This window comes from bacterium, assembly GCA_021372515.1.
Lineage (GTDB): Bacteria > Gemmatimonadota > Glassbacteria > GWA2-58-10 > GWA2-58-10 > JAJFUG01.
Window position 1 is genome coordinate 18,402 of the sequence record JAJFUG010000179.1, and the last position, 12,496, is coordinate 30,897.

Consider the following 12,496-nt stretch of genomic DNA (forward strand, 5'->3'; position numbering starts at 1 on the left):
TTCTCCTTCCCCGGGAGGCCCTCAGGCCACCCATTCCACCGTATTGTAGCCGAGATTTTTCGGCGACTGTATATCTTCAGGTTCGGTTGCATCCGGCGCGAGGCTGTCCGCTTCCCCGTTCTGGTTCCAGAGGGCGGAGCCGTGCTGGCCGCGCCACGACCCGTCCCGCCCGCCGGCGGTCTGCTGCTGGCCCTGGTCCTGGCGCACGTCCACGTTGAATTTCTCCACCCGCAGGCCCTGCTCGGCCAGCGAATCTTTCAGCCGCTGCAGGCTGTTCTCGATGATCGAGCGGGCCTCGTGGCTTTCCACCTGGATCCGGGCGGTCACACCGTGGTTGTCGTCCACGCTCAGGTGCACCCGCATGCTGCCCAGGCTGTCGGGCTCCAGCTTGATCCGTATCTCGCTCGTGCCGCCGACAGTGGTCAGGCGGGCGGCGGAGGAAAGCTTTTCCAGCACCTCGGCCTGGTTGACCAGGTTGAGGGCGCGCGCGGCCGGAGTGGACGGGGCTTCTTTCACAGCCTCAGCCGGACGGGCCGTGCTCAGCTCGCTGCGGAAAGCCTCCGGCGCGGAGTCGGCGGTCTGAACACCGGTGGCGGCGAGCTTGACCAACCCCGGTTTGCCCTCGCCGGACTCACTGTCACGCTTTCCCTGCCCGCCGCTGGAGATGGACTCGACTGTCGCCCCCAGGGCCTGGGCGTTCGCGGCCACCTGGCCGGCGGCCAGGGAGCGGGAGTCCTGATTGTGCGCGGTGTGGCTCTGCGCGGCGTTTCGTCCGGCATAGGCCTGGATGGCCTGCTGGTGCGGGGCCGAGGCCTGGGCCTTCACCGCGGTCGTGGCGCTGGAATCGACCAGTTGCACCGGGATCGAAATCTTTTCCTGAGTTGTATTCGGAGTGTCCGCCTTATGCGCCTCCGGAGCGGTCTGTACGGCGACCGGAGTGGACTGGGCTTGTTTCGGGGTTTCACGGCCTGGGGTCACGGCCTCGGGCTGAGCGGCGCCGGCCTTGCCGGCGGGGACGGCGGCAGTCTGCGGATCGGCGGCCGCGGTCTCGGGAGCGGCCAGCACGGCCGGGGCCTTCGTCTGAGCGGCCTCAACCGGCTGCTGGGCCGCGGCTGCGTCCGGTACCGACGGCACGGTCGAAGGCTGGGAAGTCAGTCCCGGGGCGGGCGTTTTCACAACCGCGTCCGGGGAGGCCTCGGCTGGCGCCGCAGGGGTATCGCCGCTGCTGTCCGCAACCGGCAGGTCGACCAGAACCGGAGCGGCCTGTTCTGCTGACGGGGCGGCAAGCTGGGGCTGCGTTGCGGTGTCCTGACTCTCCGCGGCCTGGGCCTGCTGCGGCTGGTCCGCGACCAGGAGATCGAGCATGGCGTGGGCGGCCGCCAGGAACGGGCGGTTCTCGGTGCCGGTCCCGGCCTTGTCTTCCTGACCGGCGGGTTTAGCCTTGGACTCGTCCTTTTCCTCAGCCTGCGGTTCCACCGAAGGCGGGTATTTCTCCAGGACGGCGATCAGTTCCTGCAGTGTCTGTACCAGCGAGCCGCGCTGCTTGTCCGTGGAGGCCGCGGCCGGAGCGGAGGACGTTTCGGCCTGGGCGGCCGGAGCGGCCGGAGCAGCCGGGGCGGCTGTGGACTGGGTGTCGCCCTCGCCGCTGTCCGCACCCGAGACAGCCCCATCCTGCGTAGCTACAGATTTGTTCCCGGCCAGCTCGCGCAGCAGTTCGAGAAGAGCGGTCAAGCCGTTTGCCGTCTGTAAAGAACCATCCTTTGTATCTTTATCGGCGGGCTGGCCGGGGGTCATTCCGGTAAGAAGGGAATCGAGGGCGGCCTGACGCTCCTGGTCGGAAAGGTTGTCCAGGGCGCCCAGGCTGCGGGCCAGGGACTGGACATCCAGGCCCTCGCCGGAGCCGTTCAGCGCGGATTGTATGTCGGGCTGTCCGGCCAGGAACTGGGCGAGCATATGGCAGAGCACGACCAGCGAGGCCAGGACCTCATGCAAGTCCTCGTCCTTCTTGCCCGCCTCGTTGTTCTCATCCTCGGCGGGCTTGGTCTTGTCGACATTTTCCTCATCCTTGTGGGTCAGCTTGGCCTCCAGAGCCTCCAACAGTTTCCCGAAACCCGTCAGCGGGTTTTTCTGCAGCTCGGTGGCATCCACCTCGGCGTCCGCGCCGACCAGCTTGGCGGCCTCGGAGACCAGGTTGCGCAGACGCTGGAGCAACTCCTGGTAGCCCGTGCCCTCTGTCTTGCCGGAGCTGTCCTGCAGGCTCAGGCTGAGCGCGGCCAGAAGGATGCTGTACAATTCCTCGATAAGGTCGGCCGGGTCGGGCAGCTCGGTGTCCTGGTCCGACTCGTCCGTGGCGCCGCCGGTGGCGGCGGCCTGGCCGGTCTGCTCTACCGGGACCTCGGCCAGAAGGCCGGAGTTGAACTGCAGGACCAGGTCGGAAGAGGCGGCGGGGGCGGAGCTATCAGCGGACGGCGCGCCCTGCGCCAGCGGAGCCGGCATCAGCAGGGCCTGGGTCGTTTTCACCTGGCCGTCCTGCCCGCCGACCAGCACCACCGGCACGGCCGAGGGCGCGCTCTGGCCGTTCAGCATCGAGGTGAGAAGCTGGAGGTCCTCGGGCGCGACCAGGAATGTGACCGAGGTGCGGCCCGCATCCAGCGAAACCCCGGCGGCCTGAAGCACGGACAGCTGGTCGCTGCTGAGGCTGGCCGGGTCGATGGCCACGGTTAATTTCTGCATGCCGGAGTCGGTCAACTGCTGCACGACCGCCGCGACGGTCTGGGCGGCCTGCGCGCCGTCGGCCTGGACCAGCACGGCGGAGCCTGTCACCGGGTCGACCGGGACAGCCAGCAGGCTGCCAGCCACCGCGCTGCCGAGACCGGACGGCATCTGTGTGTCTGAGGAAGTGGAGGCCGGGGCGCTCATGCCGAGCATGCCCCCGAACATCTCGCGGAAAGCGCTGTCCCCCTCCGCTCCGGCCGCACCGGAGGTGGGGGCGCTGGCGGCCGCGTTCTGCGGCGCCACGATCTGGGAAACTGGCAGGCAGTTGAACATGTGGTAGTCTTTCTTCCCTGAAAGTTTGCTCCATCCATGTGCCTGAACTGGCTCAGCCCGGTATCGGCAAACCGTGTGCCAGTCATCGCGCAGCCATGTCCACGGACGGCGCCCATGTTTTATTCCCCTGATTTACAATCAGTTACAAGTGCAGCACCTGCCATTAGCGGCAATTATTGCCACTATTGAATAATCGTTTTTATTTTTTGACAGAGATATTTTTGCCTGAATTTTCTGTACTTTTTTTCCACTGTCCGCCCACCCGGGTCTCACCCGCCGGCAAGCCTCGAGGAAACCGTCCCGGGTGACGGGTGTATGTATTCAGTGCGTGGGGGGCGGACGGCCGCCCGAGCGCGCTCCTTGACCGCTCCGGCGTCAGAGAGTACCTTAATCTGTAATAACTGTCCAACAATCTGATTCGCAGAGATTTATCCTCAACTTGAGACTTTAGAACAGAATGAGTTCCTTTCCCCTGGTCCGGCGGTTGCGGTTTGTCCCCTGGCTCGCCCTGCTCCTGCTGCTGACGGTGTGTCAGAGCCCGGCGCTGGCCCAGTGGAAATTCGGGCACATAGTGCTCGAGGGCAACTCGCAGATCGGCGCCGCCGAGATTATGCGGCTGATGACCTCGCGCGAGGGCAAGCCCTACGCCGAGTGGAAGCTGGACGAGGACCGGGCGGCAATCCTGTCCCTGTACCGCAGCCGCGGCTTCCTGCAGGCCGAGGTGGCCGATTTCGAGAAGGACATCGAGGTCGACCGCCAGAGCGTCAACCTGCGGGTGATGGTCGATGAGGGCCTGCAAACCATCCTGCACAAGATCGATATCACCGGCAACACGATATTTTCGGAGCAAGAGCTGCTCGGCCTGCAGGAAATCACCCTCGGCCTGCCCTTAGACGCCCGCCGGCTGGCCCTGCTCAAGCAAAAAATCCTGAGCCGCTATTACCAGTTCGGCTACCTGTACGTGGAGGTGGAGGAACGTTTCTATTTCCCCTCCGGCAACCGTCAGGCCGAGGTGTATTTCGATATCCACGAGGGGGTCCAGGTGCGGGTGGACAGCATCCGCATCCAGGGCAACCAGCGGGTCGGCAGCGCCGTGATCCTCCGCGGCATGGAGCTCAAGCCGGGCGACATCTACACGGATGACAAGATGAGCCGCAGCAAGTCGAACCTCTACCGGATCGGCGTTCTGCGCGACATCCGTCACGAGCTCGTGGGCTACGACAGCCGCTCCGAGCGTATCGTGGTGGCGATCACCGTCACCGAGGGCGAGTTCCACTCCACCAGCTTCGGCGGCGGTGTGGGCGATGTGGACGGCCTGCGGGGTTTCATGGAGTGGAGCCACTACAACCTGTTCCGGCGCGCCCTCAGCCTGACCGTGGCCAACCGTGAGACCTACCAGGCGTTCCAGAAAGACCCGACCTACAAGTACTCCTCCTCCTCCTCGCTCACCCTGCGCCAGCCCTATTTCCTGAACTCGCGGATCGAGGCCAGCACCACGGGGCTGTTCGAGAAAGTCTCCTACCGTCATCATGAAGAAGAGAAAACCGGGATCAATTTCCTGCTGCGCAACATGGTCACCCTGCAACGGGAGATAAGCCTGCTGATGGAGCTCAACAGCCGCAACATCTTTGCCGTGGACACGCTGGACGCCGACAAGAGCATCATCGACAACCGCGGCCGGCGGATCACCCAGCTGGTTTCGCCTGTGATCATGCTCGACCGCCGCAACGACCGGTTCAACCCCAGCCGGGGCTACCAGGTGGTGATGAAGAGCACCCTGGCGGGCGGCCCGTTTCTGCTGGGAGCTATCAATTACTATATGCTGAGTTTCGAGGGCACGCTGCTGCACCCGCTGATCTCCTGGCGCAACCGTCAGCCCCTGGTGCTGGCGGCCCGGCTCAAGACCGGCGTGGTGCGGGAGTTCGGCGGGACCACCTCGGTGCCGCCCACCGAGCAGTTCAACATCGGCGGCGGGCGGAGCCTGCGCGGCTACGGCGAGCTGTCGATCGGCCCCATCGCCGACCGTGACATGCCGGGCAACGTGCTGTTGCTGACCAACCTGGAGCTGCGCTACCCGCTCTGGCGCGACCTGGGCGGAGTGGCGTTCCTGGACGCGGCCAACGTGTTCCGCGAGCTGTATTTCGATTCGCGTTTCCACCTTCTCACCTCCGGCGGAGTGGGCCTGCGTTACCGCACGCCCGTGGGCCCGATCCGGGTGGACGCGGCCTGGCGCCTGAACGGCATGCGCCAGCCGGCCGGCGGTGGCAAGGACTGGGGCTCGGTGCATTTCGGGATCGGCCACGCTTTCTGAGCCGGGTCCTCCCCTGCCGCCCCGGGCGGCGAAGGAACAAGCGATGGAAGAGGAAACACGGAAAGAGCAGCCGCCGCAGCCGGAGCCGAGGAAGGCCCGTCCGGGCCGGGTGCGCAAGTTTCTGCGGCGCTGGCGGCACAAGCCGGTGCAGGCCCTTCTGCGCCTGACACTGCTGCTTGTGGTCGCGGCCGGGCTGTTCCTCTACTGGTTCTACCGCACGAACCGTGAGACGATCATAATGCTGGCCGGCGACCTGGTCGAGGCCCAGACCCACCGTCTGTTCGCCAGCCCGACCACGTTCAGCCGGATGGAGACCCCGGAGCTGGGCCATTTCATCTTCCACGATTTCCGCATCGAGGACCCGTCCGACAGCTCGCGGCATTTCCTGTTCGTCCGGCGGGTGGAGGTGAAATTCGACCCGCTGCGCCTGATCTGGCGCGGGATCAACCTGTCCTTCCTGCAGCTCGAAAACGCCGACTGCTGGGTCCACCACGACAGCCTGGCCGCCTCGTACAATATCGAGATGCTTTTCCGCTCCAGCGGGCACAAGGATCCAGGCAAGCCCAAGGACAAAGGTTCCGGCACCCGGATACGTATCCGTCACATCGTGATCAGTGAACTGCACGCGCGGTTGGATGACCTGGACGAAAAGCCGATCGAGAACCGCATCCACCACCTTGAGGGCAATTTTACCCACATCGGCGGCGAGAACCTGGTGGAGGTGAACCGGTCGCGCATCTGGTCCGACTACCATCAGATCGGCCTCATCGCCTATTCCGGCATAGTCACGATTCGCGGCAGTTTCCTCGGGTTCCAGGAAAGCCGGGTAATCAAGGGCGCCACCGACCTGACAGGCTCGGGGTTCGTGGATTTCCACGCCCGCACCTGGCGTTACGAGGTCCTGCCAGGCCGCCTGGACATGGAGGACCTGCCGACTGAGCTGGGCCTGAGCGGCGAGCTGATCGGGCCGGCCGGGATCAGCGCCGAATTCGGCGGAACTTTCGACTCGACCGCGATCCTGGCCCGTATTTCCGTGCCGCGCGGGACGATTTTCGGCTACCCGGTCCAGGACCTCAAAACTGTCCTGCGTTACGATTCCGACCGCCTGAGCTTCGAGGACATCTCCTCCGGAGTCGCCGGGGGGACGGTCAGCGGCGGCCTTCAGTTCCTGTTCGGGCGGGCGGGCAGCGGCTACCATGCCGTGTTCGAGAGCCGGGACATCGACATCGCGCGGCTGAGGTTCGAGTTCACCCGTGGGGTGCGTGGCAGGCTCGGCGGGCACGTGGAGCTGGACGGGCAGGGCTACGACGAGGCGACGCTGGACCTTGCGGTCAGGGGACGGGGCCTGGGGGGCCAGCTGTTCGAGGTCCCGGTGGACAGTGCCCAGGTGGACTACACCCTGCACCAGGGCCGCTCGCGCCTGGACGACCTGGCCCTGTACTCCAGCGGGGCGGTGCTCACCGCCATCGGCGACCTGAAAAACGAGCAGACATTCCTGTTCGTGCTGGTCGAGCAGCTTCCGGCGGCGCGGCTTGTCCGCTGGTTCCCGGTCGAGGGCCTGAGCGGGATTCTCGATTTCTCGGGCTCGCTGAGCGGCAACCTGGACGACCCCGAGCTGCGCGGGACTTTCACCCTGACCGACGGGGCCTACGGCAAGTTGCAGTTCGCCCGGATGGACGGCAAGTGCGACCTGCGCAACGTGGTCACCCGGGCCAACGGCACGTTCGACACCGAATTCAGCTCGGCCGGTTTCGCCGGCCTGGCCCTCAACTCGATCCGCGTCAGCGCCACGGTCCCGGACAGCGGCGACATCCGGTTCGACCCGCTGAGCGTGGTCCAGGACAGCCTGAACAACCTGTACTGCCGCGGGACCTACCTGCCGGTGGGCACGGGCGGGGAGTTCCGCCTGGACCTGGACACGCTGAGCCTTCTTTACGCCGGGCGCCGCGCGATCGCCGAGGACAGCATCCACCTGCACCGTCACGGCGACACGACCCAGGTGTCCGGCATCCGTCTGCGCGCCCTGGGCGGCGAGGTGAGCGGCGAGATCACGGCCCTGGACTCGGGCTGGTTCGACACGGCGGTCGCGTTCCGCAACCTCGACCTCCAGCGCTTGCCGGATTCGCTCAAACCGCCGTTCGACCTGGCCGGCCGGGCCGAGGGCCGTCTGCTGCTCCGGGGCACGCTCCAGGAGCCCACCGGCTCAGTCGAGCTGAATATCGACGACCCGGTGATTTCTCTGATGCACCTGGACCAGGCCGCTGGCCGTTTCCGCCTGGACCGGACCAACCTGCGCATAGACTCGTTAGCTCTGTCCGGGGCCGGCACGTTGAGCACGGTGCAGGGGGTGGTGCCGCTGTCGGTGTTCGCCACCGGCAACCAGCCGTCGAAGGACAGCCGCCCGGTGTCGCTGCGGGTGCGTTTCAACTCTTTCCCGCTCAACGCCCTGCGCAGCAAGGTGGTCCCGTTCAGCGCCGGGCGTATCGACGGCGAGCTGGAGATAGGAGGAACGCCCGAGCGGCCCAGCCTTTCGGGCAAAATCGGCCTGAGCGGCGGCGAGGGGCTGATCGCCCCGATCAACACCCGCCTGCAGAACATGAACGGCCGCCTGGAGCTGACCGGCGGCGCCTTGGTGCTGGATGAGCTGAGTTCCTCCAGCCCGGAGGGCAAGCTCAAAATCAGCGGGCGCATCCCGCTCAGCGGTTTCCATCCCGACAGCCTGGACATCGCGGTCAGCGGCCGCGACCTGGTGCTGCAGCAGTTCCGCTACGTGACCAGCCTGCGGGTCAACGCCGACCTGACCCTGCGCGGCCCGGTGGCCCGCCCCCTGCTGGACGGGACGGTGCGCGTGACCGAGGGTGAAATCAGCCCGGCTTTCGGCGCGGCGGTGCCCGGCGCCGAGGAGGAAAGCGCCTCCCCGGCCGGCGCCCCCGAGATGCGCCTGCCCGTGCTGCCCATCGACTACGACCTGCGGTTCAGCGCCCAGGAGAATTTCTGGCTGCGCAACCGCAACGCCGGGATCAAGCTGACCGCCAACCTGCGCGCCACCCAGAAAGGCGGCCCTCCGGCGGTAAACGGCCAGATTACTACTGTGACCGGGTACTATTCTGTGTTCGGACGGCGTTTCCAGCTCAAATACGGCACGATCCAGTTCCAGGGCCAGGCGACGATCAATCCCCTGCTCAATATCAACGCCGAGCGCACCGTGCGCGGCCGGGTGCTGCGCACCGACCTGGTCGGCTCGTCCTGGAGCCTTCAGAGCACCACCGGATCCTCCCTGGCCGGCGAGCAGTACGAAATGGACAGCAACACCTTCGCCCTGCATATCGGCGGCACACTGAACAGCCCGCGTTTCGACATCACGGTGCGGGATGTCAACGACCGCGAGATCGAGCCGCCCCTGACCCCGGAAATGGCCCGCAGCCTGGTGCTGGTCGACCAGACCTACCGTGAGTTCCAGCAGCAGTCGGGGCTGTCGCAGAGCAAGCTGCTCGACCAGGCCGCCAACCTGGCCCTGAACCAGGCCAACCCCTACCTTCAGGAATGGACCGGCCTGGATGAGCTCAGTTTCGAAAGCCAGCTTTTCACCCGTCAGAGCGGCACCGGCGCCGCCGAGGACCAGAACGCCGACCGCGCCAGCGCCAAGCTGACCATGGGCGAATTCCTGTTCGAGAAGGTGTTTTTCAGCTTTTCGCAAGACCTGATCGACCCCTCGGCCCGCAGCGCGCAGATCGAGTATCTGATCGACCGGAACAGCTCGGTGGTGGGCCAGACCGATTCGCGGGGACATTTCAGCCTGGATTTCCGCTATCTGATAAAATATTGACATAAAAAAGCGCGTAACATATTTTCTGATATTCGGTTTGAACCAGAGGTCTCAAGTTCTGAGCCGACAATTGGTTAATTGATTGCAGCAGAATATGTTGCGCTTCACTCCCTGCACAGCCGGACTCTGGAACGGACTGCTGAATAATTCTACCTCAGCGGCGTCCAACCTTCCGGGTGCATCGACAATTAAGATATTCAAGCGATCCATCCCAGCTATTAAACAGGAATCGGAGAGGCAACGATGAAAGTGTACGCCGGTAATACTGTGCGCACGTTCGCGCTGGTTGGCATGCTCATGACGCAGGCCCTTTGCAGCGTCGCATTCGCCCAGAGCGGACGGCCCAAGGTGCTTGTCCTGCCGCCCAAGAGCACACTGGACAAGAAAGTGGTCACAAGCTTCCAGTGGGAGCTGGCCAAGCAGCTCGACAAGTCTGGCAAATTCGACATCATCTCCCAGGAGCAGTTCGACAGCTACATCAAGGGCATGAAGGGCAGCCTGGAGGAGACCATCGCCAGCGACACCCTGCTCGCCATGATGATGGACTCACTGAAGGCCTCGATCTACACCTCCGGCACGCTCGATCAGACGGGCGGAGCGGGATCCCAGGTGCGGGCCAAGATCGACTACGTATTCCTGAGCCATCAGAGCGAGGGAAAGAACTACACCATCGAGGGCCAGCCCGCGACGGTGGACAACGAGAAGCAGATCAACGACCTGGCCGACAAGTGCGTCGAGGTGATCATCACGGCCTCGGAGCGGATCAGCGCCCGCAGCATCGCCATGTCGTATTTCCGTAGCGCGATCTACGACAAGGCCATCGAGAATTTCAAGAAACTTCAGGAACTCCAGCCGGGCGATGCGGACGCCTCTTTCATGATCGCCACCTGCTACCTGAACATGGACTCCACGGAAAAGGCCCTCGGGCTGTACCAGCAGATCCTGGACACTGTCGACCCGAACTACGTGCCGGCCCTGGAAATCCTGGCCAAGACCTATTTCACCAATAACGACTTCGTGAAAGCCGAGACCTACTACGGCAAGCTCATCCAGGCCAAGCCGGACGATTACGGCTACCATCAGTACATGGCCTACGTGAAGCTGCGCCTGGAGAAGGCGGCGGAAGCGATCGACGAGTTCGACAAGACCGTGGCCATCCGGGATGATTCACCCGAAATCCGTTTCCAGATGGGCTACGCCGAATTCAACCTGGCCAAGGGCCTGGAAAAGACCGACCCGGCGGCTTACAAAGCCCGTCTGGAGCACGACCTGCAGTCCCTCGACCGCGCGGTCGAGATGCTGCGCCAGAAACAGGACCTCGACGATACACAGAAAAAGATGCTGGCCGACTGCCTGTTCTACAAGGGCAGCACTCTGCAGGCGCTCGAACGCGGCCAGGGGGCTCTCGATGCTTTCAGCAGCATCTTCGAGGTGCAGCCCGACTACCAGAACGCTTTCTACTCGTACTACAACATGGCGCGTATCGCCAACGACCTGAAGAAGTACGAGGAGGCGATCAAGTATTACCGCGAGGCGATCAAGCTGGCGCCCGAGGCCAGCGTGTGGTCGTTCTATCTGAACATCGGTGAAATCTACCGCATGCGTTTCAAGGACAGCCGCAACGCGGTCGAGGCCTACACCAGCGCACTCAAGGGCGCCCCGGCCGACAACCAGCAGGCCCTGTTCTACCTGCGCGGGATCAACTACTACGACCTGGGTCAGGAGCTGGATTACTCGAGCAAGGAAGACGCCGACATCGACGCTCTGATCGAAAAAGGCGATATGACCAAGGACAAGGCCATTCAGGCGGTCGGCTATTACGACAAGGCCGCCGCCGACCTGGCCCGGGTGAGCGACGCCAAGTACGCCAAGAGCGCCAAGCAGCACCTGGACAACATCGCCCAGCTCAAGACCCGTGCCGAGCAGATCAAGAAGCAGATCGACTACAACGAGAAGACCAAGTAACTGTTCCGCCGGACTGAAAAACCTTGGACGGGCCGCGCCGGGCGACGGTGCGGCCCGTTCTTGTCGGACAGCGCTAACAGAGGTCAACCCCAATTCCAACCGAGGCCGCAATGCGTACAACGGCTCTCCTTCTTGCCGCCGTACTGTTCTTGTCCGGCAATGCCTTTTCGCAGCGGTTCATCCCCAAATCCGATGGCGAGCGCCGCGGGGCCGAAAGCTACAACCAGGCGAAAGTGGCCTACGACGCTGGAGATTACGCCGCCAGCATCCCGCTGTTCCTGGCCGCTGACAGCCTGATCGGCAACCGGGCCGGACTGGACTGGAACAAGGTCCGTTTCGCCCTGGGAGATGCCTATCTGAAGGTCAAGAAGCCGGCCCTGGCCCTGGAATGGTTCAGCCGGGTGGCCGCGGTCGATTCGATGTACCCGCTGGCGCAACTCCAGGCCGCCGAGAGCGCCCGTCAGGCCGGGCGCCCGGATGAGGCGCTCAAGTTCTACCGCAAAGCTCTGAACCAGGCCCCGCCCCAGCAGAAAGCCCCGCTGCTGGGCCGTATCGCCGAGCTGCAGGTGCAGAAAGGGCAGCTTCAGGCGGCGATAGAAACCTTCACCAAAGCCCTGGCGCTCGTGCAGTCCGGTACGCTCTACCTTCAGCGCGGCCAGCTCTACGACCGCCTGGCCCAGGCGATTGACCACGCCCAGGACGAGAAATACGATTTCGAGGCCGCGGTCAAGAGCGGCGAGCTGACAGAGGAGAAAATCCAGAAAGCCATCGAGCTGCGGGAAAAAGCCCTGGCCGACTACCGCGCCGCCGAGACCGAGGACGCGCAGGCCGCCACGGCCGGCAAGTTTGTCGAGCGCTCCGAGATAATCCTGCAGAACGACCACGTGCTGATATCGGAAATGCACTACCAGCAGGAGAACGAATAGGCCTCTCTCCCCCTTCGGTTGCAGCCGCATTGACAGGTTGTTTGGCTCTCTCTTCAGTTGTTGGGGACGGCGCTCCATCGGGGGGCCGCGGGTGGGAAATCTCCCCTGAGCTAAACCCTCGCGGCTTTTTCGGGCCGCCGTTTCTGTCTTTGGTGGCCGCACCTGCCTGAGCCTCCCGCCAGGGCAGCGTGTTATCGAGCGTAAAACGGCCAGGGCTCAAATTGCCGTACTGTCCGGCGGCGATTCGCGGCAGCGCCGCCGCTGCATCGCGCGAGCGGTATCAACACTCCGTAAACACTTAAGATCGAAGCGGAGGCGTGGTCTGGACGAGTTTGCGCCCCCGCTGGCTTTGCTGCTTTGGCCGAAACCAAAGCAGAACAGAGTCTTTCGTCTTCTCACTGCAAGTTCCTAACCGGACAT

Annotated in this window: 5 protein-coding genes; 4 read left to right on the forward strand and 1 reads right to left on the reverse strand. The window is 64.2% G+C overall.

Annotation, left to right across the window (positions count from 1 at the left end):
• Positions 1 to 21: 21 nt before the first annotated feature.
• Entirely contained in the window at positions 22 to 3,048 is a 3,027-nt protein-coding gene (locus LLH00_16435; GenBank protein MCE5272868.1) for a flagellar hook-length control protein FliK, read from the reverse strand.
• A 457-nt stretch (positions 3,049 to 3,505) separates the two neighbouring features.
• Between LLH00_16435 and LLH00_16440 the strand changes: the two genes are divergently transcribed.
• The 4 genes from LLH00_16440 to LLH00_16455 all read left to right on the forward strand — a co-directional run bounded on the left by LLH00_16440 (position 3,506) and on the right by LLH00_16455 (position 12,076).
• A complete protein-coding gene (locus LLH00_16440) occupies positions 3,506 to 5,359 on the forward strand; it encodes a BamA/TamA family outer membrane protein (protein MCE5272869.1) in 1,854 nt (617 codons plus the stop codon).
• A 43-nt stretch (positions 5,360 to 5,402) separates the two neighbouring features.
• Positions 5,403 to 9,185, forward strand: coding sequence for a translocation/assembly module TamB domain-containing protein (locus LLH00_16445; protein MCE5272870.1), 3,783 nt, complete (start codon positions 5,403 to 5,405; stop codon positions 9,183 to 9,185).
• A 243-nt stretch (positions 9,186 to 9,428) separates the two neighbouring features.
• A complete protein-coding gene (locus LLH00_16450; protein MCE5272871.1) occupies positions 9,429 to 11,150 on the forward strand; it encodes a tetratricopeptide repeat protein in 1,722 nt (573 codons plus the stop codon).
• A 110-nt stretch (positions 11,151 to 11,260) separates the two neighbouring features.
• Positions 11,261 to 12,076: a tetratricopeptide repeat protein gene (locus LLH00_16455; protein ID MCE5272872.1), complete on the forward strand. Its 816-nt coding sequence runs from the start codon at positions 11,261 to 11,263 to the stop codon at positions 12,074 to 12,076.
• Positions 12,077 to 12,496 lie beyond the last annotated feature (420 nt).

Bases quoted from the DNA above. Each gene is read 5' to 3' on its own strand.
- LLH00_16435 (MCE5272868.1), bottom strand. From the start codon at position 3,048: ATGTTCAACTGCCTGCCAGTTTCCCAGATCGTGGCGCCGCAGAACGCG.
- LLH00_16440 (MCE5272869.1), top strand. From the start codon at position 3,506: ATGAGTTCCTTTCCCCTGGTCCGGCGGTTGCGGTTTGTCCCCTGGCTC.
- LLH00_16445 (MCE5272870.1), top strand. From the start codon at position 5,403: ATGGAAGAGGAAACACGGAAAGAGCAGCCGCCGCAGCCGGAGCCGAGG.
- LLH00_16450 (MCE5272871.1), top strand. From the start codon at position 9,429: ATGAAAGTGTACGCCGGTAATACTGTGCGCACGTTCGCGCTGGTTGGC.
- LLH00_16455 (MCE5272872.1), top strand. From the start codon at position 11,261: ATGCGTACAACGGCTCTCCTTCTTGCCGCCGTACTGTTCTTGTCCGGC.